The organism is Rhizobium tropici CIAT 899, assembly GCF_000330885.1.
GTDB lineage: Bacteria > Pseudomonadota > Alphaproteobacteria > Rhizobiales > Rhizobiaceae > Rhizobium > Rhizobium tropici.
In genome coordinates, this window is the sequence record NC_020059.1 from 2,732,967 (window position 1) to 2,753,093 (window position 20,127).

Here is a 20,127-nt window from a genome sequence, read left to right on the forward strand (position 1 = left end):
TCACACCGCCCGGGCAATCATCTCGATCGGCGCAAGCAGGCCGCCCTCGACCGACACGTTGACGTTGCTCATGCGCTCGCCGGCCCGCGGTCCCATCAGCGTACGGACACCCTGGTCTCGCACCTCGCCCGCCGCAGCGGCCCTGGCGCGCGCTTCATGCGCCAGCCGGATTACGAGAGCACTGCGGTCCTGCTCAAGCTCAACCGTGAAGCCGGCTTCGGCGAGCAGATGGCGATAGACATCGGGGCTGCGGACGAAGCTCGTCTCCTGCTCCATAGCCCAGGGCATGGGAAAGGGGAGCGTGCCGTCACGCATCTGCATGATTTCATAGAGACCGAAACGGCCGCCCGGCTTGAGAATGCGCCTGACCTCGGAAAACAGCCTCGCCTTGTCCTCTATATTCATGCCAACGTGAATGAGCGTCGCCCGATCGAAACTGCCGCTCTCGAAGGGCAATGCCAAGGCGCTGCCCTGCCGGAAGGCGACTTGGTCCGCCAGACCACAGCGAACCGTCAGCGAATTAGCGACCTGAACGAATTCTTCGGTGAGATCGACGCCCGACACGATGCATCCGTAAGAGTCTGCAAAATGGCGGGCAGGCCCGCCGAGCCCGGAGCCGATATCGGCGAGGCGCAGGCCGGCGGAAAGATCCAGATCCCTCGCGAAATCCACCGTCGCCGCGTGTCGCCCGAGATGGAATTCATCGATATCAGCCAGATCGCGGATGCGAAGATTGTCGATATCCTTGCCGTCGGCCGCAAGCGTTTGCAGGATCGCCGTTTCCAGCGATCCGTGCGTATAGTGGCTGGCCACTTTTTCCTCGGTAGACATGCATGCACTCCCAAGGCTTGGCCCGAAGATGGTCTATTGCATATAAAGTACTACAGCATCAGACCTTCAGTTCGCGCCGTTCAACTTCCGTCACCATGGCAAGATCCAGCACGCGCTGCAAGTTGGCTGCGTGGCGGAAGCTTGGGTCCTGGCTGCTGCCGGTCATCACAGCCTCGGCGAAGCGCTGGTAGTTGGTCGGCACCGGAGGCACTTCAAGAACACGCCAGGTCGCCGTTTCCGTATCATCGCCCAGGCAACCCCGCAGTTCGGAACCGTTCGGGCTATGGTTCACTTCCAGGCCGCCGCGCTCGCCATAGATGCGGAGCTTCAGCTCGTTCAAATGTCCCGTCGCCCAGCGGCTCGCATGCACGACGCCAAGCGCGCCGTTGGCGAAATCGACCGACATCGAGAAGCTGTCATTCGCATCGAGCGTATATTCGCCGATGCGCTCGCCCGGCGCCTTGGCGAAGGTCTTGAGACGGGCAAAAACGTGATCGATATCGGTCGCGGCGCCATAGGCGGCGAAATCGAGGATATGGATGCCGATATCGCCGAGAACGCCGTTCGAGCCATGACCGGTCGACAGACGCCACAGCCACTTGGATTCGCTGCGCCAGTCACCCCAGGCCTTGGACACGAGCCAACTCTGGAGGTAGGACGCCTCCACATGCTTGACCGTGCCGATCTCGCCTGAGATCACCATCTCGCGCGCCTTCTGCAGCTGCGCGACATTGCGATAGGTCAGGTTGACCATGTTGACGACCCCTGCCCTTTCGGCAGCTTCCGTCATCTCGAGCGCCTTTTCGTAATTCTCCGCAAGCGGCTTCTCGCACAGAACATGCTTGCCGGCGGCAAGCAGCGGCAGGGTCGTCGGATGGTGCGCCTTGTCGGGCGTGACATTCGTCGCCGCATCGAACTCGCCCCAGGTGAGCGCCTCGTCGAGCGACGAGAAGCGCTTCTTGATATCGAACGTGTCGCAGAAGGCGGTGAGCCTCGTCGCATCCGTATCGACGGCGCCGATGATTTCGACGCCAGGAATGCGGGCGAAATGCTCCACATGGTTCTTCGCCATGCCGCCCGTGCCAACTACTATGAGACGCATCTGATACCTCAGCGATAACCGGCTTCGCCGGCCTGGTGCAGTTTCGGGCCACGTTCGACGATCGGCTCCAGTGCCTTTTCGACCGGCACGTTCGGCGCATCATGGATGCTGGCCTGAGTGCCGAGCGGGTTGTGGGCCCACTTCACGGAATTGATCAGGACCTTCTGAACGGTGTCGTTGTGGTAGGTCGGATAGGTCTCGTGGCCTGGACGGAAATAGAAGATGTTGCCGGCGCCGCGGCGCCAGGTCATGCCCGACCGGAAGACCTCGCCACCCTGGAACCAGGAGATGAACACGGTTTCCAGCGGCTCCGGAACGGAAAACTGTTCGCCGTACATTTCCTCGTTTTCAAGCTCGAAATGCTCGCCGAGGCCGGCTGCGATCGGGTGACGCGGATTGATGACCCACAGGCGCTCGCGCTCGCCGGCTTCGCGCCACTTCAGCGCGCAGGGCGTTCCCATCAGCCGCTTGAAGATCTTGGAGAAATGGCCGGAATGCAGGACGATGAGGCCCATGCCTTCCCACACGCGCCTTGCCACGCGCTCGACGATTTCGTCCTTGACGGCGCCATGGTCCTTGTGACCCCACCATAACAGGACGTCAGTATCCTTCAGACGGGCTTCGCTGAGACCGTGCTCCGGCTCCTGCAGCGTTGCCGTGGTCGCCTCGATACCCGCATCGGCATTCAGCGCCTTGGCGATGGTATTGTGCATGCCTTCCGGATAGATCTCGGCGACGACCTTGTTTGTCTGCTCATGAATGTTCTCGCCCCAAACGACGGCACGAATAGTCATTACGGCACTCCTCTTATACCATTGAAATTGAGTGGGTTATGCGATCCAAAGCGCTTTGGGAAAGCGCCGTACTTCAAGCCTTCATCAGTCCGTTCGGGGCAAGAAATAAAGCCTCCCCGCGAATTTGACAAAGACAAAAACGACCATAGACAACACCTGTGTTTTCAGTGCGACACGGATTTTGAAAAGAGATTGACGACGAGCACGCCGGCAATGATCAGACCCAGACCGATGACGGCAGCAAGGTCGAGTTTCTGGCGGAAAAGCACGACCCCCACCATCGAAATCAGCACGATGCCGAGCGCGCTCCAGATAGCATAGGCGATGCCCACCGGGATGACCCGCAATGTCACCGAAAGACAATAGAAGGCGGCCGTATAGCAGATCACCAAAACCACTGTCGGGCCGAGGCGGGTGAACTGCTGAGACATCTGCAACGCCGTCGTGCCGATCACTTCCAGCACGATCGCAACCAACAGCATTGCATAGATCGATGCGTTCGCCATTCCATTGTCTCCGATAAGGTTAGAGCTGCGTCAGCCCGATCAACCGGTCGATCAGCCTTTGGCGGGCGCTCTCGTCCAACTCGTGGCTGCCGAGCAGGTCGGCAAGCCATATCCCGTCGGCCGCCAACCTGACGATTGCCGCATCCACCGAGGAGTCCGTACCGACATATTCCTCGCTGCGCTCGCGCACCCACTCGTGCCACCGCTGCCGCAATTGCGGTTCGGTGAGCAGCACCATCGTCACCTGTGCCCAATCCTTGGCGCCCTGCGGCTGGTCCCGCAGCGCCAGACAGGCATGCAGATAAGCGCGGGTAAAGCGGCCATGCGGCAGCGGATCGGCGCGCATCGCTTCCTCGATCGCAGCATCCAGCCGCTCCAGCAGGCTGTCAAACAGCGCTTCCAGCAGCATGTGCTTGCTTGGGAAGTGATGCAGCAATCCACCCTTGCTGACACCGGAGGCGCCGGAAACGGCATCCAGCGTCACCGCCGTCATCCCCTTTTCGGAAGCAAGACGCGCCGCGACCTCCAGCAACTGCTGGCGGACAAACAATGGCTGCTTCTTTCTATGGTGCGCAGTGGACATGGTGGCATAACATACCAGTTGGACGGTTTCGTCAACGACCTACTTGATCGCCTCTGAAGCTTATCGAAAATGGCTGATCTTTGTGTCCTCCCTCCTTAGTTTACGGAATGATGGGCGGCATCATTCTCATCGAAGATGCTGACCTTCGTTGCATCGACAGTGAAGGCGATCGGCGAGCCGGTCGTGATCGTCGTCATGCCGGGATCCGTGCCGATGATCTTCGAGCCGTCCTTGAGCCGGACGTGAACGAGCGAACGGTCGCCCAAACGTTCGATGGTCTCGACCTGACCGCCGATATCGCCCTTCTCCGCCGATGTAACGACCAGATGCTCCGGACGGATGCCAAGCGTCAGTCCGGAATTCGCAAGGCCATTGAGCGCGACCGCCGTTTTGATGACAGAGCCGTCCGGCAGCGTTGCCGTCGCCAGCCCGCCTGCCTCGCCAACACCAGCTATGTTGATAAAGTTCATACCGGGTGAGCCGACGAACTGGGCGACGTACCGGGTCGCAGGGCGGGTATAGATCTCGACTGGGGTCGCCACTTGCTCGATCTTTTTGTTGTTCAAGAGCACGATACGGTCCGCGAGCGTCATCGCCTCCACCTGGTCGTGGGTGACGAAGACCATCGTCGCACCCAGCCGCTCATGCAACTGCGCCAGCTCGACGCGCGTGCGGGTGCGCAGGCCGGCATCGAGGTTGGAGAGCGGCTCGTCGAAAAGGAAGACGTCGGGCTCTCGCACGATGGCGCGGCCGATCGCGACACGCTGGCGCTGACCGCCGGAGAGAGCCGAAGGTTTGCGATCCAAGAGATGCGGCATTTCGAGGATCTTTGCGGCTTCTTCGATGCGCCTGGCAATCTCGTGCTTGGGCGTTTTGATATTTTTCAGGCCGAAGGACATGTTGTCGCGAACCGTCATGTGCGGATAGAGCGCATAGGATTGGAAGACCATCGACACGCCGCGCTCGCCGGGGGGCAATTGATCGACCCGCTTTCCGCCGATCCAGATCTCGCCGCTGGTGATCGTCTCGAGACCCGCAATCATGCGCAGCAAGGTCGACTTGCCGCAGCCAGAGCCCCCGAGGAAGACGACGAACTCGCCGCGCTCAATCGTCAGATCGATGTCGTTCAGAACCTGCACGGCACCGAAATGCTTGGTGAGGGATTTGATATTGATACCTGCCACTTTACGCCTCCTGCGGAAAAATCGAATTGATCGAACTTGCCATTCGTCGCGCCCCGCCCGGCGGCTTTCGCCGAACGGGGCTTCCGCATTGGTTATTTGACCGCACCGACCGCGACACCGCGCGTCAGGGTCCGTTGGAAAATCAGGAAGAAGATGATCGTCGGCGTTATGCCAAGCAGAGAGGCCGCGGCAATTGCCGTCGGGTCCTGGGTATTGGCACCCGACAGCACGCCCATGGCGACCGAGACCGTCTGATTGTTGTTGGAAACGAGGAATACCAGCGGGATCAGGAATTCGTTCCACGTCCAGATGAAGAAGAAGGTCGCCAGCACCGCGAGTGTCGGGCGCAGGACCGGCACGATCACCATCAAGAGAATCTGCCACCGCGTCGCATTGTCGATCTGCGCCGCCTCGATGATCTCACGTGGGAAGGTCGCCATCACCGAAGATAGAAGATAGGTGCCGAATGCGGTATGCAGCACACCGATGATCAGGATAACCGAGAGCATCGAGTCGAACAGGCCGACCTGCTTCGACATATAATAGAGCGGATAGACCAAAGCTTCCTGCGGCGCCATGATGGATATCAGCAGCAGGACGAGAAGCCCTTGCCCGCCACGCACGCGGCCTATGCCGATGGCATAAGCATTCAGCAGGCTAAGAACGACAGCCAGAATGGCGGTGCATCCGCTGATAAGAACGCTGTTGAAGAGCTTGCGGGGGAAATCGACAGTCGCCCAGAAATTCTTGAGCGCCGTCAGATCGAAACTGTGCGGAAGAGCAAGCGGACCATTGGCGGCATAGTCTGAGGGCGTCTTGATAGCGTTGACTGCCGCGAGAAAGAACGGAAACAGCGTGCCTGCAAGGAAAACCAGCAGGATGCCCAGAACGACCCAGCGGCCGAAACCCCTTCTTGCGCGATGTTCCGTCGAAACGATGTGTGTGGAAATCGAGGATGCCGTTGCCATCTCAATGCCCTCCTTCGGCCTGCTTCGACTGCATACGCAGGAAGAGGATGCCGAGTATGATGGTCATGACCGTCTGCAGCGTCGCGATGGCTGCCGCGTATCCGACGCGGTTTGTCGTGAAGAAATGATAGTATGACAGATAGGATGGAACCGTCGTTGCATTATCCGGTCCGCCCGATGTCAGAACATAGATCGGCGCGAAGACCTTGAGCGCCGCAATCAGCGTCGTCAGCGCGACGACGAAAATTTCAGGCATCAGCATCGGAATGGTGATGGCGCGGAAACGCGCGAACCAGCTCGCATTGTCGAGCTCCGCGGCCTCGTAAAGCGAAGGATCGACGCGCGCCAATCCGGACATGAACACGACCAAGCAATAGCCCACCTGCACCCAGACGATGACGGCCGAAACCGCCCATAGCGCATAGGTGGCATCCCCGAGCCAGTTCTTGGCCATGAAATCGAGGCCGATCGCCTTCAGCACCGCATTGATGATGCCGATGGGGTTGAGAATCCACGCCCATAATACGCCCGCTGCGGTCAGCGGCAGGATCTGCGGCAGGTAGAAGCCTGCGCGAAAGAAGCTCGACCATGTCTGGCTGAATTGCGCGCTGATATAGTCGAACAGCACGGCCGCCAGCACCAGCCCCAATATGATGGGCACGATCGTCATCGAGATGATGAACAGCAGCGTATGCTGAATGGAACCCCAGAAAGCCGCATCGTGAAGCAGCCGCTGATAATTCTCAAAGCCAACATATCGCGGCGGAATGACGCCGCCCTTCCATGTCGTGAAGCTGATGACGAAATTGGCAATCAGCGGAACGAGCACGACGAGAACAAACCCGAGCACGCCGGGGATCATGTAGAAATAGTACCCCGCCCTGCCGGCGCTCTTCGACTTATCCATCGAAATCCTCCAGTCCGATACGGCAAGACGGCATCAAAGCCGTCTTGCCGTTGTGATTGTCGCCGATGGTGTTACTGCGCTGCCTGCACGTCGTCGTAGGCCTTCTTCAGGCGCGCCGCGAACTGATCAGGCGTGGTCGAACCGTTGACAAGACCCGTGGTCGCCTGGATCAGCAGTTCGTAGTAACCAGGCACCGGCCAGTCCGGGTAGAAGCCGAGGCCGCCCTTGCTGGAGATCTGGTTGAAGAGCTCGACGTTGCGCTTGCCGACTTCGTCAGTGACTGAGGCCGGATCGGCGGCGATGGCAACGCCACCAAGATTGGCCTGCTGGTTCTGGTTTTCCTTGCTCAGAACAAGATCGATGAACTCGTAGGAGAGATCCTTGTTCTTCGCGCTCTTCGGCACCATGAACAGGTTGCCGGTCGAACCCACGCTGTACTTCGTGGTCGGGAAGATGAACTGGCTCCACTTGAAGTTCTTGATCGAGCTCGCGAAGTTGCCGTTGTTCCAGGTGCCGCTGACAAACATCGGAGCTGTGCCCGACGAGAAGAGATTGTCGGCGCCGCCCGTACCCTTCAGGCCGGTCGAATCCTTCGAAATATAACCCTTGCTCACCCAGTCGGCGATCTTCTGGGCGGCGAACAGGAAGGGTTTGGTATCAAGCGGTGCCTTCAGCCCCTGATAGTTCTTGACCCAGGTGTCGTCAGCCTGTGTCAGAGCAAGCGTATAGACCAGGTGCTGTGCGTTGGAATCCACCGTACCATAGGCGAGCGGCGTAATGCCCTTCTTCTTGAAAGTGTCGAGCGCAGCTTCGAACTCGTCGAGCGTGGTCGGCACTTTCACGCCATTGGCCTGGAACATGTCGATATTGTAGAAAACCGAAACGAATTCGCCATAGACGGGAATACCGATAATCGGACCGGAACCGTAGATGCCGTTCCCATCGTATTTGCTGAGCTGGCTATTCGTTTCGTTGAGAATCTTGTCCCATCCGCGCGATTTGAATTGATCGTCGAGCGGCGTCAACAGGCCCTGCGAGGCAACGAGGCCAGCCGTGGCGTTGCCCTTGTTGTACTCCAGAACATCCGGGGCCTGATCCGAATTGAGGATGAGGCTGCCTGCCTTCTGCAATTGCTCGAAGGTCTTCTGCTCGAAATTGATGGTAACGTCAGGATGCTTGGCTTTCAGCTCGTCGAGCGCCTTGGTCCATGCCTTGGCCTGCGAAGTGTCCGGCAGTTCGAACCACCAGACGTTAAATGTCTTGCCCTGCGCTTGCGCCACACCGGCGGCAAGTAGAAGCGACATGCCGGCGGAGATCGCCAGCTTCGAAAAAATATTCATACATTCTCCTCCACCATGCGAACCGTGACGGTATCTGTCCGATGACATGGCCCGCGCTGCCATCGGCGTTTTCCTCTTACCTGCGCCAAGCGCCCGCCTGTCCCATGGGAAGGTTCGGACGCTCGGGTTCCTCCGTTCGGGTATCCGTCATGCCCTAAGCGTCGATCACTCAGGGCGTTTCATTAACGCACAACTTGCCTCCTAAATCGATGCAGTTCTGCAAATGCATGTATTACTCGACGAAGTCCCCACCCCGGCTTGCCTTGAGATAGTTCAGGCCATGAACCTGGCCAGTCATTTCGAGTGCATCGCGATAGACCGGGTCATGCCAGCCTTCAATGTCGATGGAGCCAGACCAGCCGGCCAAGCGCAACTCGGAGATGATGTCGGTCCAGTTGCTGTCGCCGAAGCCCGGCGTGCGCATGAAGACGAACTTCTCCTTGCCGAAGATGCCGTGCTCCTTGATGACATCCCAGCGGATTGTCGCATCCTTGCCGTGGACGTGGAAAATCTTTTTCGCCCATTTGCGGATCTGTGGCAGCGGCTCGATCAGATACACCATCTGATGGCACGGCTCCCATTCCAGGCCGAGATTGTCATCCGGGGTCTCATTGAACATCAGCTCCCAGGCATCGGGGTTATGTGCGATGTTCCAATCGCCGGTCGCCCAATTGCCGTCCATGGCGCAATTTTCGAAGGCGATCTTGATGCCCTTGTCGGCGGCACGCTTGGCAAGCTCGCTCCAGATCTGCTTGTAGCGCGGCAGGCTATCGGTGAGCGGCCGGTTGCGGATACGGCCGGTGAAGCCGGCAACGCAGGTCGCGCCAAAATGATGGGCGTTGTCGATGCAATCCTTCCAGCCCTGCAGCGTCTGCAGGTCCATCTCGCGCTCTTCAAGCGGATTGCCGAACATGCCGAGGGTCGAGATCGTGATGTCGCGGTCACCGATGGCCTCGCGGCAGCGCTTGCCGAGTTCTACAAGGTTCTGACCGTTGGTGCTCTGCCAGAAGAAGGGCTCGAAGCTCTCGAAGCCAAGATCGGCGATCTTGGCGATGTTCTGGGCAGCATCCTCGTTCGTCGCCCTGATCATCGTGCCGATGCGGATGGCCTTTGCCGGATTTGTCATGATGTCATTGTCCTTGTGCTGAAATGTCGACGCGCCGGCCGGTCTTGGCGCTCTCGATGGCGCCTAGAACCATGGCAAGGCTGCGAATGTTGTCAGAGCTCGCTGTCTCGGGCGGCTTGCCGGTTTTGATCGCTTCGATGAAGGATGCGATGACGCTGGCGTGGCCGTGCGTCTCCTCTTCATGTTTCGGCTCGGGGACCTCGATCGGCATGAAACCATGCAGCAGGCCCGGCTCGTTGCCGGCGACAGCGGCTTCGAAACTATCTTCGCCGTCCCAGGTCAGCATGCCCTTGCTGCCGGTGAGCCGCCACTCACTTTCCCAGCTCGTGCGACGACCCTCGGCGCACCAGGAACCGCGATAGCTGAAGACGACGTCATCGGAAAAGTCGAAGAGCGCATGCGCTGATGCACCATGCTTGTACCAGGAGCCTACAGGGTTCTTTTCAAGGCAATAAACCGAGAGCGGCACCTTGCCGGACACGAAGCGAGCGGCATCGAAGGTGTGGATTGCCATGTCGAGCAGCAGCACATTGTCCATCTCCTCGCGGAAGCCGCCGAAATGCGGGCCAAGGAAGAAATCGCAATGGACACCCGTAAGGTCGCCGATCGCCCCCTCTTCCACCAAACGTCGCATGCGGCGGATGCCGGAGATGAAGCGGCGGTTCTGGATGATGGCATGGACCTTGCCAGTTTTAGCGGCTAGCTCGATCAGCGCAGCGCCCTCGGCGAGCGACGTCGCCATCGGTTTTTCGCTCAAAACATGGCAGCCGGCCTTCAGCGCCGTCGAAACCACGCCGAAACGCGCGGCGGGAATGACGATATCGAAGACGAGATCCGCTTTGGTCGCCGCAATGACCTCGGCAAGATCGGAGCCGATGACGGCACCGTCGAGAGAGAATTCCTGCGCAAGGCTTTCGGCGGTCGCCCGATTGAGATCGACCAGACCGACAATCTGAATGGATTCGGCAAGCGTCGGCGTCGAGGTGATGGCCCTGAGCCAGCCCTTGGACATAGCTCCGCACCCGCACAAAATGGCATTAAATTTCACGATGTCCTCCAGCGGGCGGTGCGTAAACCCCTCATGACACGCGCTCCGTAAACGTTTACGATACTATGCGAAAAGATTTTCCTGTGTCAATAGAGGAGGACTACGGAAAATGGCGCATGGAGGAAAACTGCGGCCGATGAAGGGAATTCGTCAGCTTGCCGAGCATCTCGATATTTCGATCGGCACGGTATCACGCGCATTGAACGGCAAGCCTGATGTCAACGAGGAGACCCGCAAGCGCGTTCTCGCCGCTGCCGAGCAACTCGGCTATGTCGCCAACCAATCCGGCCGCAGCCTGCGACAGGGCACCACCAACGTCATCGGCCTGATGATCCAATCCAGCCGCGAAACGGTTGAAAACAGCGACAATTTCTTCCTGACGGTGACGGGCGGGCTGCAGAGCGTGTTCTCACGCCACAAGCTCGATCTCGTCATGCTCCCCTGCCCGCATGACGAGGACCCTTATGAATATCTGAAGCGCATGGTGGCGAGACGGATCGTCGATGCGCTGATCATCTCGGAGACGCAGCGCGTCGACAAGCGTTTCGACTTGCTTGCCAAGGCGAAAATCCCCTTTGCAGCGCTTGGCCGCAGCCTGTCAGGCACCCAGCACCCCTGGGCCGATCTTGATTTTGACGGCGTCGCCAATGCTGCCGTCGACCGGCTGGTCGCGCATGGACATCGCCGCATCGCGGTGAGCGCACCCTCAAGCGACATCAATCTCGGCTTCATCTTCGTTGACGGCTATCGCCGGGCGCTGGAGCGGCATGGCATCGCCTATGATCCCGCGCTCGTCATTCGCGCCAAATCGAGCGAACAAGGCGGCTATCAGGTCGCCGACGAGTTGCTGGGCCTCGAAAACGGGCCGACGGCTGTGATCCTGATCTACGAATTGATGGCGATCGGCTTCTATCGGCGCGTGATGGAAGCCGGCATCATCCCTGGGCGCGATATAGCGGTCGTCAGCTTCCGCGAGGCGCCGCGCGCCAAATTCCTGCAGCCGGCGCTGACCTGCTTTCGCACGTCGGTACACGATCTTGGCGTCGAACTTGCGGAAATCCTGCTTTCCAGCATGCCCGCCTACAGCCACGAGTATCCAAGAAAGACGCGTCAGACCGTTTGGCCGCTCGATCTTATCCCCGGTGAAAGCGATGCTTTCCAGCTGACTGCCAAAAAATAGTCGCGCCGAAACGCCGCACCGGCCGCTTGGACAGTTGCGACGACGCCCCTGAGTTGCCATGTAGGACATCGCAAACAGGGGCCTGGGCTTGAGCGAAGAAACCATCACACTCTACGAAGCGATCGGCGGCGACCGAGCTGTGCGGGCGCTGACATCACGCTTTTACGAATTGATGGATACGCTGCCGGAGGCCGCAAATTGCCGCGCCGTGCACCCGCCGAGCCTCGAAGGCTCGCAGGAGAAATTCTACGAATATCTGACCGGCTATCTCGGTGGGCCGCAGCTCTACATCGAAAAGCGCGGCCATCCTCGTCTGCGCAGCCGGCATTTCGTCGCCGCCATCGGCCCGAAGGAGCGTGACGAATGGCTGCTATGCTTCCGCCGCGCCATGGATGAAACCATTGAAAACGAGAAACTGCGGGCCATCATCTGGGAGCCGGTGGAGCGTCTGGCCTTCCATATGCAGAACAGGGAATGAGGAAGATATGACCATCGGTGCAGCAATCCGTCCGACCACCCTGTTTGTCGCCGGCATCCTCGGCGGCGGCGGTGTCGCGCTGGCTGCGGCCGCAACCCATGGCGGCGACACGCATTTCCTCGGCGCAGCCTCTACCATGAGCCTCGCCCACGCCCCTGCCCTCCTGGCGCTCTATGCCGGCTATGACCGGATCCGCACAGCGCCTATTGCTGCAATCTTGCTCGGATTGGGAACGCTGATCTTTGCCGGTGATCTCATCAACAGGCATTTCGGCGGCGGCTCGCTCTTTCCGATGGCCGCTCCGACGGGCGGAATGGGCATGATTGCCGGCTGGGCGGCGATAGCGCTCGGCGCCTTTTTCAGAACCGGTACGGCCAAGGCCTGAGAGAAAGCTATTTACCAAGGTAAGGGACGCTGCTTCAAATCCCCGGAACGACAGCGAAACCCTCGAATTGCGGCGGCCCCCAATGGAGCCGCTTGTTCTCGCCGGCATTGCGATGCGCCAGGCGAAAATGCTCGGATTTCGTCCAGTTGATGAAATCATCTTCGCTGTGCCAGGTCGTGTGCGAGGAAAACAGCGTATAGCCCTCCTCCACGCTCGATTTTCCGCGCAGAAGGCGGAATTCGAGAAAACCGGGCACGTCCGATAGGCGGGAATCGCGCCCGCGCCAAACCTCTTCGAATTCGCCCTCCAAACCGATGACGACCTTGAAGCGGTTCATGGCGATATACATGGCAACCTCGTTCGACGATCAAACCTTTTTACGACGGGCGACAGTCTTATCCGCGTCGGGCGCAAAGGCAACGACATTTGCGCCATTGCGGCTCGCTGCGTCGAATGGTTGCTCCGGCGCCTCTCTCGGCTGCCGCGTCTTCCAGGCGGGAAACGTCGCGACATTTGCCGCCCGTCGTTGATCATCGGCGCGACGCATCAGCAATTCGTAGAGTTCGGGCACAAGCCCATCGCCATTCTGTGCGGCCAGCTTGTGCAGGCCGATCAGCATAAACCCCTCGGGGCCATTATCGATCATCTGGAAGCGTCTCGTTCTTTCATCGTCTGCAGTGCCCGTTCGAGGCTGGACTTGCTGCCATTGCGCAAGGGGATGAAGGCCTTGCCAAACTTCTTGCAGCCCGTCTTCACGCGCAGGCAGGCATCATGGCTGATGCAATCGATCGGGCAGAAGACACAGTCGACCGAGGGCAGTACCGTGTCGATGCGCGAAACCGCTTCACGAAGACCGCCATCATGGTGGATCAGTTCGGCACCGAAATTGCTGGCGATCTGGCGAAGATGCGCCACCTGGCAATCGCGGCCGCCCACATAGAGGAAGCTGCGCACATCGAGAGTGGATTTCCCGGAAACCTGCGCCGTTGTCTGCGCTTCGCGGCTCTCGCGGCCCAAATCCTTCTTCCCCTTACGCGCCATACATCACCCGTTTGCTGGTTGCTCTTGCACGCTCGATTCCACCAAGCGTGAGGCGACCTTAATAAACATGAGTTTTATAGTAAAGTATAAAGTTGAGAGTTTTCATCATATTTTAGACGAGAGAAGCGGCTATTATCGCCCTCCGACCTGAACCGCCTGCGTGAACGGCCAAGTCGGCTTACCCCATTCGGAAGGCAGCGAGGGAAATGGGGCGGCCTTCCGCACTTGCTCGATCACAGCCTGATCCAAGTCGGAATCTCCGGAACTGCGCGCCACGGAAAGAGACCGAAGTTCGCCGTTCGAACCAATCGTCAAACGCACGACGAGTGTCAGGCCCTTTTCATACTTCGACGGTACGCGTTGCACGTAGCGTTTAATGCGGGCCTGCACTTTGCCGGTATAATTCGCAATTGCCGCATCGCCGGAGCCTGTCTTACGCGCATTCAACTGAGAATTTTGATCGGATTGCGCTGCCTCGGTGCCATCGACGGACCCCCGCTTGGAATCCTGCTCGCTCTCACCACGCGATCCAGATTTCACCTTCGCGATTTTAGCGACGGGCTTCTTCACTTCCTTCGGCCGCTCAACCGGTTTCGGCTTTTCGACGGGCGTTACGATCTTTGGCGGCGGCTCGGTCGGCTGAACTTCCGCGACCTGTGTATCCACAGGCTGCACCGGTTCGGCAGGCTGGATGACCGTCGTCTCGGCCGGCGCCTGCGTCGCCAAAATCTGCGGCTGCTCAGGCGCGACTGCGGTGGGCTGGGTCTGCTCCACGGGCTCAACGGGCTCCGCCGTTTGCATCTGTTGCGTCTCTACTGTCTGCGGCTGAACGACATCAGGCTGCGGCGGCTGCGACTGTTCGGCGGGCGTGACTTCGGTCGGCTGAACCGTCTGCGGCGGCACGGCCTCCGCAGTTACCTGCTCCGGTTCGGGTTGCGGATTGTCCTCGCCAGCAGCCATCTGATCGGCATCGGAATTGCCGATCATGATAACGCTGACAGTATCGCCCGCCTCCTCCTGCGCATCTTCCGGCGTGGCGACAAAGGTAAACAGCAGCACGATAACGATAACGGCATGGAACAGGCAGGATCCCACGCCGGAAAGAAGCAGCGACATCTTGCGCCCAGCAACGGCTTCACCCGACCTTTCGGGCAGCGCGTCCATCGGCAGGTGCTCCGCCGTCTCATCGGGGGCAGCCTCGCTTGGATGATCTGGATAGGAACTGATCTGCGCGAAACGACTGTAATGCACTACAGCCTCGCCGGCCGGCGGTCGCGGCACGCCCTCGAGGCCGGCCAGTTCGTGGCCGGGCAGCACGCTCGGATAGTTGTCATTCAAGCCGCCGTTGGCGCGGCGGTCCATGGAAACTTTCGCCGAGCGTATTGCCATGGCTTCAGCCCTCGAAGGGAACTGCGGTCTGCGAGCGGGTCGTCAATGCGGCCTTGCATTCGCCGGCGGCCGGACCATCACAGACCGGCGTGTCATTGATGATGATGCGGGACACCGTTTCGCATTTGACCCCCGGCATGTCGAATTGCCGCACACGTTTCTTGCTGAGCGGCAGGTCGCGGAAGTCGAGCACCGTAACCCGGTCGACGGCATTCTTGTCATTGAAGAAGGCAAGCTCGAACGAGATCTTGGTGATCGGTGTCGCCATATCGTTTTCGGCAACGAAGGTCATCATGCATCCCTTCTGCGAGGGAGCCAATGCATTGAGCTCGACGGTGAGCTTGTGCGCAGCCGATGCGGGTGCCGCGGAATTCGCATCCTGAGCGAAAGCAGAAACAGAAGATGCCGCTGCAAACAGCCCCGAGGCGGCGAGCGCCAAGATCGTTTTCGTCAGCATCGGCATGTCTCCTGTCTGTGTTTGACGCCGCTCGCCCGACCAGCGCGGCCCTGGCGTGTATCGTCGAAAATTTAAACTTGACTCTATAGGTATCCTATTGTGTGTTTATGAAACCATGAGTAAGAGAGTCAAGATAAATTTGGCCGCACAACGGTTCGGCCCCAGATGAACTTCAGGCAAAACTAAACAGGATGATTGCTGAGAAGACCCCTACGCCGCCGGTGCAATGCATGGCCGCACCACAGATACGAATTGTCGAGAGCACGGATATTTTCCGGGGCCAGACCGAAATCATGATCAAGCACGAGGGCGTCATCTACCGCATGAAGATTACGCGCCAAGGCAAACTCATACTCAACAAATAGGCATGACAGATGAATAAGACGAGCCGCCCGACCCCCGCCGAAATTCGCGCTTTCCGTGCTGAGAACCCGAAGATGCGCGAGCGCGACATCGCTGCCCGCCTCGAGATTTCCGAAGCGGCGCTGGTCGCGGCCGAAGTCGGCATTTCGGCCATCCGCATCGATGCCAGCGTCGATCGCTTCCTGGAGCGGATTGCCTCGCTCGGCGAGATCATGGCGCTGTCGCGCAACGAAAGCGCGGTGCATGAGAAAATCGGCGTCTATGAGAACATGAAATTCGGCGCGCAGGCGGCGATTGTGCTTGGCGAGAATATCGATCTGCGCATCTTCCCGAAGCGCTGGGTGCATGGCTTCGCCGTCACCAAGACGGATGGCGACCAGAAGAGGTTGAGCCTGCAATTCTTCGACAAGGCCGGTGATGCCGTCCACAAGGTGCATCTGCGCCCCGATTCGAATGTCGAGGCCTATCACGCCATGGTTGCCGAACTGCTCATCGAAGACCAGTCGCAGGAATTCGTCGAAGATCGTTCAGGTTACGACAATGGCGCGACGGACGGCGATGTCAGCCGCGACGAGCTGCGCGACCACTGGAGCCGCATGACCGATACGCACGAATTCTTCGGCATGCTGAAAAAGCTGAAGATCGGCCGCCAGGACGCGATCCGCACCGTCGGCGATGATTATGCATGGAAACTGGATGCCGGTGCCGTCGCTGAAATGATGCATGCCTGCGTGCGCGAGGGCCTGCCGATCATGTGCTTCGTAGCCAACGAAGGCACCGTGCAGATCCATTCCGGCCCGATCCACAACGTGCAGACCATGGGTCCCTGGATCAACATCATGGACCCGACCTTCCATCTGCATCTGCGTCAGGACCACATCGCCGAGGCATGGGTCGTGCGCAAGCCGACCAAGGACGGCCATGTCACCTCGCTGGAAGCCTACAATGCCAAGGGCGAGATGATCATCCAGTTCTTCGGCAAGCGTAAGGAAGGCTTCGACGAGCGTCGCGACTGGCGCGCTATCCTGGAAAACTTGACGAGATCAGGCGCCAGCATCGCCGCATAAGAGATGTTCATGACGATGTTTAAGAACTTGAAGCACATCAGGCCGTGGGAAATCGCCCTGACCATGGCGGTGATGGCCCTGCCGCTCGCGCCTGTCAATCCGATCGCCGGGCTCGGCAGCTTCGTGCGGCACGCACGCGCTGCCGAAGCGGCCAAGACGCCGGATACCTCCCGCCTTGTCTCCATCGGCGGCGATGTGACCGAAATCGTCTATGCGCTCGGTGAAGAAAAGCGGCTCATCGCCCGTGACTCCACCAGCCTTTATCCGAAGGAAGCGACCAAACTTCCTGATGTCGGCTATATGCGCGCGCTATCGCCAGAAGGCATTCTGGCCGTCAATCCCACAGCCATCATCGCGGTGGAAGGTTCCGGGCCGCCGGAAGCCTTGGCCGTGCTGCGCAATGCCAGCCTGCCTTTCGAGACTGTGCCGCAGACCTACGATCGCGACGGCATTCTGAAAAAGATTGAAGCCGTCGGCGCGCTGCTTGGCGTGCCGGACAAGGCCAAGGTCCTGGAAGACAAGGTCGCCGCCGATCTCGATGCCGCGATCAACGATTCCGCCAAGCGCCCGGAGGCCGAGCGCAAGCGCGTCCTCTTCGTGCTCAGCAACCAGAACGGCAAGATCATGGCCTCGGGCAGCGACACGGCCGCCGACGGCATCATCAAGCTGACCGGCGCCATCAATGCGATCAACGGCTTTTCCGGCTACAAGTCGGTGACGGACGAAGCGATCATCGAAGCCAAGCCTGACGTCATCCTGATCATGGATCGCGAGGGCCCGCTGTCTATGTCGAATGAAGATCTGCTCAAGCAGCCAGCCATTTCGCTGACGCCGGCCGCCAGCCACAAGGCGATCGTGCGCATGGACGGCCTGCATTTGCTCGGTTTCGGACCACGCACGGCCAGCGCCATCCGCGAGCTGAACGCGGCGATCTACGGAGGCTGACGTGGCATTCAACGATGCCATGGCAGGGCTGAAGCAGATGTCGCAAGCCACGGCACACCGCCGCCAAGGGGATCGCACCGCACTTGCGATCCTCGTCATCGCCGGCTTGGTCATGGTTTCGGCCGTTGCCTTTCTCTTTTCGATCACGACAGGCGCGTCGAATGCTTCGGTCATCGACGTGATAACGGGCATGCTGAGCGGCAGCGCGGAAAGCAGCCTCAGCATCCGCGACCGCATCGTCATTTTCGATATCCGCCTGCCCCGCGCCGTCCTCGGCTTCCTGATCGGCGGCGGGCTGGCGGTTTCGGGTGCGGTCATGCAGGGCCTTTTCCGCAATCCGCTCGCCGATCCCGGCCTGATCGGCGTGTCTGCCGGTTCCAGCCTCGGTGCGGTCGCCATGATCGTCCTCGGTGGCGGCGTGCTCGCCCCTCTCGCACATCTCTTCGGGATCTTTTCCCTGCCGATCGCCGCTTTCATCGGCGGTCTGGCAACGACGATATTGCTTTATAAGGTCGCGACCCGGTACGGGCAGACATCGATCGCAACCATGCTGCTGGCCGGCATCGCGCTCGGTTCACTCGCGCTGGCGGCAACCGGAATCCTCATCTACATGGCCGACGACCGGCAGTTGCGCGACTTGACCTTCTGGAGCATGGGATCGCTGGCGGGCTCGACCTGGAGCAAGGTCGCAGGTGCCGGCCCGATCATCGTCCTTTCGCTTCTACCCCTTCCCTTCATGGCACGCGGACTGAATGCGCTGACGCTCGGCGAAGCGGCCGCTTTCCACATGGGTATATCGGTGCAGCGGCTGAAGAATATCGCCATCGTCAGCGTGGCCGCGGCGGTCGGCGCATCGGTCGCCGTCAGTGGCGGCATCGGTTTTGTCGGCATCGTCGTCCCGCATATCCTGCGCATGGTGATTGGTCCCGACCATCGGTTCCTGCTGCCTGCCTCGGCACTCCTCGGCGGCTCCTTGCTGGTCGTAGCAGACGTGGTCGCCCGCATCCTCGTTTCTCCGGCCGAGCTGCCGATCGGCATTCTGACGGCCGGTGTCGGCGGTCCGTTCTTCCTGTGGATGCTGCTCAGGCAGCGCTCGCGCCTCAGCCTGTGAGCCTCCGATGATTGACGTTTCCAATCTGAGCGTCCGGCTTGCCGGCAAACCGGTCGTTGAGGACATATCCTTCACGGCCGAGGCTGGAACGCTGACGGCAATCTGCGGGCCGAACGGTTCCGGCAAGACCACGACCATGAAAGCCATTTCCGGCGAACTCGCCTATCGCGGCAGCGCCCGAATGAACGGCACTGAGATTGCCGGCCTCAAGGCCTGGCAACTTGCCGAAATGCGGGGCGTGCTGCCGCAGGCAAGCTCGATCTCCTTCCCCTTTGCGGTCCGCGAGATTGTCCGCATGGGCCTGACAAGCGGCCGCAACCGTTATCCGGAGCAGGCTGACCGCACCGCGACGGAGGCGCTTGCCGCCGTCGATCTCGACGGCTTCGAAGGGCGGTTCTATCAGGAGCTTTCCGGCGGCGAACAGCAACGGGTGCAGCTCGCCCGGGTGCTATGTCAGATTTCCGAGCCCGTCATAGACGGCAGGCCGTGTTGGCTGCTTCTCGACGAGCCGGTCTCCAGCCTCGACATCAGTCATCAGCTCACCATCATGACGCTTGCCCGGCAATTCTGCCGGCGTGGCGGCGGGGTCGTTGCCGTCATGCATGACCTCAACCTTACTGCACTTTTTGCCGACCGGATGGTTCTGCTGAAGAACGGCCGGCTGCAGGCCAAGGGTGCGGTCAAGGAGGTGCTGACCGATCGGCATCTTCAGGACGTATTCGGCTGCAACTTGCAGGTCAATCGCGTTCCCGCCGATGGTGCTCCATTCGTCCTCGCTCATAGCGCGCTCGATGGTTGAGAACTCCCGATCCGGCGGCTTCTGGAACCTTTTGTTGCATCCGCGCGTTGAGAGCGAGTGATCGGAAACGATGTTCCGAACGCCGTCGGTGTGTCAAAAGACCTCCGATCATAGCGAATAACAGGTGCCTTCGGGCGCCGAAGCAAAGCGAAAGGGAGCTGAACATGGCTACATCCATCCTTCATTCGGCGCGCGGTAAGCGTAATGGCAGCAGCCTGCACGATGTCGAGGCAAGCATCGAAGATCAAATCGAGTCGCTGCGCGAAGAAGTTGCAGCCTTTGCCAAGCTGATCGGTGAAAGCGGCGCGAGGCATGGTAAGAAATTGCGCGCGACCGCCGAATCCAATTTGGACGATCTGACGGTTCGCGGCGAGGAGCTGCTGCGCGATCTGCAGCGCGGCTATACGAGAGGTTCGCGCGAAGTGCGCAGGACCGTGCGTCAGCATCCCGTCGCCACCATCGGCGCGGCGGCTGCATTCGGCCTGGCCGTCGCTCTGCTTCTGTCTCGCCGCTAGGGTGGCGG

At 59.9% G+C, this 20,127-nt stretch carries 25 protein-coding genes; 9 read left to right on the forward strand and 16 right to left on the reverse strand.

All coding sequences use genetic code 11. The annotated features are described in order from the left end of the window. The 11 genes from RTCIAT899_RS13455 to RTCIAT899_RS13505 all read right to left on the reverse strand — a co-directional run bounded on the left by RTCIAT899_RS13455 (window position 1) and on the right by RTCIAT899_RS13505 (window position 10,389). Entirely contained in the window at window positions 1–831 is an 831-nt protein-coding gene (locus tag RTCIAT899_RS13455; protein ID WP_015340789.1) for a class I SAM-dependent methyltransferase, read from the reverse strand. 58 nt (window positions 832–889) lie between these two features. Next, the gene (locus RTCIAT899_RS13460; RefSeq protein WP_015340790.1) at window positions 890–1,933 is read right to left on the reverse strand and encodes a Gfo/Idh/MocA family protein; all 1,044 of its coding nucleotides are present in this window, start codon (window positions 1,931–1,933) and stop codon (window positions 890–892) included. Window positions 1,934–1,941: 8 nt separating this feature from the next. Further along, window positions 1,942–2,727, reverse strand: a complete 786-nt coding sequence (locus RTCIAT899_RS13465; protein ID WP_015340791.1) for a ThuA domain-containing protein — start codon at window positions 2,725–2,727, stop codon at window positions 1,942–1,944. 164 nt (window positions 2,728–2,891) lie between these two features. Continuing rightward, window positions 2,892–3,233: an SMR family transporter gene (locus tag RTCIAT899_RS13470; protein WP_015340792.1), complete on the reverse strand. Its 342-nt coding sequence runs from the start codon at window positions 3,231–3,233 to the stop codon at window positions 2,892–2,894. Between the two features lie 19 nt (window positions 3,234–3,252). Continuing rightward, window positions 3,253–3,816, reverse strand: coding sequence for a TetR/AcrR family transcriptional regulator (locus RTCIAT899_RS13475; protein ID WP_015340793.1), 564 nt, complete (start codon window positions 3,814–3,816; stop codon window positions 3,253–3,255). A gap of 95 nt (window positions 3,817–3,911) precedes the next feature. Next, window positions 3,912–5,000, reverse strand: a complete 1,089-nt coding sequence (locus RTCIAT899_RS13480) for an ABC transporter ATP-binding protein (RefSeq protein WP_015340794.1) — start codon at window positions 4,998–5,000, stop codon at window positions 3,912–3,914. A 92-nt stretch (window positions 5,001–5,092) separates the two neighbouring features. Continuing rightward, window positions 5,093–5,968, reverse strand: a complete 876-nt coding sequence (locus RTCIAT899_RS13485; RefSeq protein WP_015340795.1) for a carbohydrate ABC transporter permease — start codon at window positions 5,966–5,968, stop codon at window positions 5,093–5,095. Between the two features lies 1 nt (window position 5,969). Next, window positions 5,970–6,875 carry a carbohydrate ABC transporter permease gene (locus tag RTCIAT899_RS13490; protein ID WP_015340796.1) on the reverse strand — a complete coding sequence of 302 codons (906 nt, stop codon included), beginning with the start codon at window positions 6,873–6,875 and terminating at the stop codon, window positions 5,970–5,972. A 71-nt stretch (window positions 6,876–6,946) separates the two neighbouring features. After that, window positions 6,947–8,215 (reverse strand): ABC transporter substrate-binding protein, encoded by a 1,269-nt coding sequence (locus tag RTCIAT899_RS13495; protein ID WP_015340797.1) that lies wholly within the window; start codon window positions 8,213–8,215, stop codon window positions 6,947–6,949. Between the two features lie 232 nt (window positions 8,216–8,447). After that, window positions 8,448–9,341, reverse strand: coding sequence for a sugar phosphate isomerase/epimerase family protein (locus RTCIAT899_RS13500; RefSeq protein WP_015340798.1), 894 nt, complete (start codon window positions 9,339–9,341; stop codon window positions 8,448–8,450). 4 nt (window positions 9,342–9,345) lie between these two features. Beyond that, window positions 9,346–10,389: a Gfo/Idh/MocA family protein gene (locus tag RTCIAT899_RS13505; protein ID WP_015340799.1), complete on the reverse strand. Its 1,044-nt coding sequence runs from the start codon at window positions 10,387–10,389 to the stop codon at window positions 9,346–9,348. A gap of 136 nt (window positions 10,390–10,525) precedes the next feature. On the opposite strand from RTCIAT899_RS13505, the gene RTCIAT899_RS13510 reads away from it, so the two are divergent. The 3 genes from RTCIAT899_RS13510 (at window position 10,526) to RTCIAT899_RS13520 (ending at window position 12,432) form a co-directional block, all read left to right on the forward strand. Further along, window positions 10,526–11,569 carry a substrate-binding domain-containing protein gene (locus tag RTCIAT899_RS13510; RefSeq protein ID WP_041677629.1) on the forward strand — a complete coding sequence of 348 codons (1,044 nt, stop codon included), beginning with the start codon at window positions 10,526–10,528 and terminating at the stop codon, window positions 11,567–11,569. Between the two features lie 88 nt (window positions 11,570–11,657). Further along, the gene (locus RTCIAT899_RS13515) at window positions 11,658–12,047 is read left to right on the forward strand and encodes a group II truncated hemoglobin (protein ID WP_015340801.1); all 390 of its coding nucleotides are present in this window, start codon (window positions 11,658–11,660) and stop codon (window positions 12,045–12,047) included. 7 nt (window positions 12,048–12,054) lie between these two features. Beyond that, on the forward strand, window positions 12,055–12,432 hold the full coding sequence (locus tag RTCIAT899_RS13520) for a DUF423 domain-containing protein (RefSeq protein ID WP_015340802.1): 378 nt from the start codon (window positions 12,055–12,057) through the stop codon (window positions 12,430–12,432). A 34-nt stretch (window positions 12,433–12,466) separates the two neighbouring features. Here RTCIAT899_RS13520 and hmuQ read toward each other — a convergent pair whose 3' ends face one another. The 5 genes from hmuQ to RTCIAT899_RS13545 form a co-directional block, all read right to left on the reverse strand. After that, on the reverse strand, window positions 12,467–12,781 hold the full coding sequence (gene hmuQ, locus RTCIAT899_RS13525; RefSeq protein ID WP_015340803.1) for a heme-degrading protein HmuQ: 315 nt from the start codon (window positions 12,779–12,781) through the stop codon (window positions 12,467–12,469). A gap of 18 nt (window positions 12,782–12,799) precedes the next feature. Further along, on the reverse strand, window positions 12,800–13,078 hold the full coding sequence (locus RTCIAT899_RS13530) for a hypothetical protein (protein ID WP_015340804.1): 279 nt from the start codon (window positions 13,076–13,078) through the stop codon (window positions 12,800–12,802). Beyond that, window positions 13,075–13,473, reverse strand: coding sequence for a DUF2325 domain-containing protein (locus tag RTCIAT899_RS13535; protein WP_015340805.1), 399 nt, complete (start codon window positions 13,471–13,473; stop codon window positions 13,075–13,077). Before RTCIAT899_RS13535 ends, RTCIAT899_RS13530 begins: the two co-directional genes overlap by 4 nt. Before the next feature lie 132 nt (window positions 13,474–13,605). Continuing rightward, window positions 13,606–14,862 (reverse strand): cell envelope integrity TolA family protein, encoded by a 1,257-nt coding sequence (locus RTCIAT899_RS13540; RefSeq protein ID WP_041677630.1) that lies wholly within the window; start codon window positions 14,860–14,862, stop codon window positions 13,606–13,608. 4 nt (window positions 14,863–14,866) lie between these two features. Next, window positions 14,867–15,319 (reverse strand): hypothetical protein, encoded by a 453-nt coding sequence (locus RTCIAT899_RS13545; protein WP_015340807.1) that lies wholly within the window; start codon window positions 15,317–15,319, stop codon window positions 14,867–14,869. A 191-nt stretch (window positions 15,320–15,510) separates the two neighbouring features. On the opposite strand from RTCIAT899_RS13545, the gene hemP reads away from it, so the two are divergent. The 6 genes from hemP to RTCIAT899_RS13575 all read left to right on the forward strand — a co-directional run bounded on the left by hemP (window position 15,511) and on the right by RTCIAT899_RS13575 (window position 20,119). Next, on the forward strand, window positions 15,511–15,684 hold the full coding sequence (hemP, locus tag RTCIAT899_RS13550; RefSeq protein WP_015340808.1) for a hemin uptake protein HemP: 174 nt from the start codon (window positions 15,511–15,513) through the stop codon (window positions 15,682–15,684). Between the two features lie 9 nt (window positions 15,685–15,693). Further along, a complete protein-coding gene (locus tag RTCIAT899_RS13555) occupies window positions 15,694–16,749 on the forward strand; it encodes a hemin-degrading factor (protein WP_015340809.1) in 1,056 nt (351 codons plus the stop codon). A gap of 9 nt (window positions 16,750–16,758) precedes the next feature. After that, window positions 16,759–17,694, forward strand: a complete 936-nt coding sequence (locus tag RTCIAT899_RS13560; RefSeq protein ID WP_041677954.1) for a heme/hemin ABC transporter substrate-binding protein — start codon at window positions 16,759–16,761, stop codon at window positions 17,692–17,694. Between the two features lie 19 nt (window positions 17,695–17,713). Then, window positions 17,714–18,805 carry a FecCD family ABC transporter permease gene (locus RTCIAT899_RS13565; protein WP_376766886.1) on the forward strand — a complete coding sequence of 364 codons (1,092 nt, stop codon included), beginning with the start codon at window positions 17,714–17,716 and terminating at the stop codon, window positions 18,803–18,805. Between the two features lie 7 nt (window positions 18,806–18,812). After that, window positions 18,813–19,604: a heme ABC transporter ATP-binding protein gene (locus RTCIAT899_RS13570; RefSeq protein WP_015340812.1), complete on the forward strand. Its 792-nt coding sequence runs from the start codon at window positions 18,813–18,815 to the stop codon at window positions 19,602–19,604. Between the two features lie 164 nt (window positions 19,605–19,768). After that, entirely contained in the window at window positions 19,769–20,119 is a 351-nt protein-coding gene (locus RTCIAT899_RS13575) for a glycine zipper domain-containing protein (RefSeq protein WP_015340813.1), read from the forward strand. Window positions 20,120–20,127: the final 8 nt, after the last annotated feature.

What these genes read in the sequence shown, in the direction of transcription:
- RTCIAT899_RS13465 (WP_015340791.1), bottom strand. Translation starts at nt 2,727, where the DNA reads ATGACTATTCGTGCCGTCGTTTGGGGCGAGAACATTCATGAGCAGACA.
- RTCIAT899_RS13565 (WP_376766886.1), top strand. Translation starts at nt 17,714, where the DNA reads ATGGCAGGGCTGAAGCAGATGTCGCAAGCCACGGCACACCGCCGCCAA.
- RTCIAT899_RS13460 (WP_015340790.1), bottom strand. Translation starts at nt 1,933, where the DNA reads ATGCGTCTCATAGTAGTTGGCACGGGCGGCATGGCGAAGAACCATGTG.
- RTCIAT899_RS13455 (WP_015340789.1), bottom strand. Translation starts at nt 831, where the DNA reads ATGTCTACCGAGGAAAAAGTGGCCAGCCACTATACGCACGGATCGCTG.
- RTCIAT899_RS13560 (WP_041677954.1), top strand. Translation starts at nt 16,759, where the DNA reads ATGACGATGTTTAAGAACTTGAAGCACATCAGGCCGTGGGAAATCGCC.
- hmuQ (WP_015340803.1), bottom strand. Translation starts at nt 12,781, where the DNA reads ATGTATATCGCCATGAACCGCTTCAAGGTCGTCATCGGTTTGGAGGGC.
- RTCIAT899_RS13470 (WP_015340792.1), bottom strand. Translation starts at nt 3,233, where the DNA reads ATGGCGAACGCATCGATCTATGCAATGCTGTTGGTTGCGATCGTGCTG.
- RTCIAT899_RS13530 (WP_015340804.1), bottom strand. Translation starts at nt 13,078, where the DNA reads ATGATCGATAATGGCCCCGAGGGGTTTATGCTGATCGGCCTGCACAAG.
- RTCIAT899_RS13485 (WP_015340795.1), bottom strand. Translation starts at nt 5,968, where the DNA reads ATGGCAACGGCATCCTCGATTTCCACACACATCGTTTCGACGGAACAT.
- RTCIAT899_RS13570 (WP_015340812.1), top strand. Translation starts at nt 18,813, where the DNA reads ATGATTGACGTTTCCAATCTGAGCGTCCGGCTTGCCGGCAAACCGGTC.
- RTCIAT899_RS13540 (WP_041677630.1), bottom strand. Translation starts at nt 14,862, where the DNA reads ATGGCAATACGCTCGGCGAAAGTTTCCATGGACCGCCGCGCCAACGGC.
- RTCIAT899_RS13495 (WP_015340797.1), bottom strand. Translation starts at nt 8,215, where the DNA reads ATGAATATTTTTTCGAAGCTGGCGATCTCCGCCGGCATGTCGCTTCTA.
- RTCIAT899_RS13555 (WP_015340809.1), top strand. Translation starts at nt 15,694, where the DNA reads ATGAATAAGACGAGCCGCCCGACCCCCGCCGAAATTCGCGCTTTCCGT.
- hemP (WP_015340808.1), top strand. Translation starts at nt 15,511, where the DNA reads ATGATTGCTGAGAAGACCCCTACGCCGCCGGTGCAATGCATGGCCGCA.
- RTCIAT899_RS13575 (WP_015340813.1), top strand. Translation starts at nt 19,769, where the DNA reads ATGGCTACATCCATCCTTCATTCGGCGCGCGGTAAGCGTAATGGCAGC.
- RTCIAT899_RS13490 (WP_015340796.1), bottom strand. Translation starts at nt 6,875, where the DNA reads ATGGATAAGTCGAAGAGCGCCGGCAGGGCGGGGTACTATTTCTACATG.
- RTCIAT899_RS13520 (WP_015340802.1), top strand. Translation starts at nt 12,055, where the DNA reads ATGACCATCGGTGCAGCAATCCGTCCGACCACCCTGTTTGTCGCCGGC.
- RTCIAT899_RS13500 (WP_015340798.1), bottom strand. Translation starts at nt 9,341, where the DNA reads ATGACAAATCCGGCAAAGGCCATCCGCATCGGCACGATGATCAGGGCG.
- RTCIAT899_RS13510 (WP_041677629.1), top strand. Translation starts at nt 10,526, where the DNA reads ATGAAGGGAATTCGTCAGCTTGCCGAGCATCTCGATATTTCGATCGGC.
- RTCIAT899_RS13535 (WP_015340805.1), bottom strand. Translation starts at nt 13,473, where the DNA reads ATGGCGCGTAAGGGGAAGAAGGATTTGGGCCGCGAGAGCCGCGAAGCG.
- RTCIAT899_RS13475 (WP_015340793.1), bottom strand. Translation starts at nt 3,816, where the DNA reads ATGTCCACTGCGCACCATAGAAAGAAGCAGCCATTGTTTGTCCGCCAG.
- RTCIAT899_RS13545 (WP_015340807.1), bottom strand. Translation starts at nt 15,319, where the DNA reads ATGCTGACGAAAACGATCTTGGCGCTCGCCGCCTCGGGGCTGTTTGCA.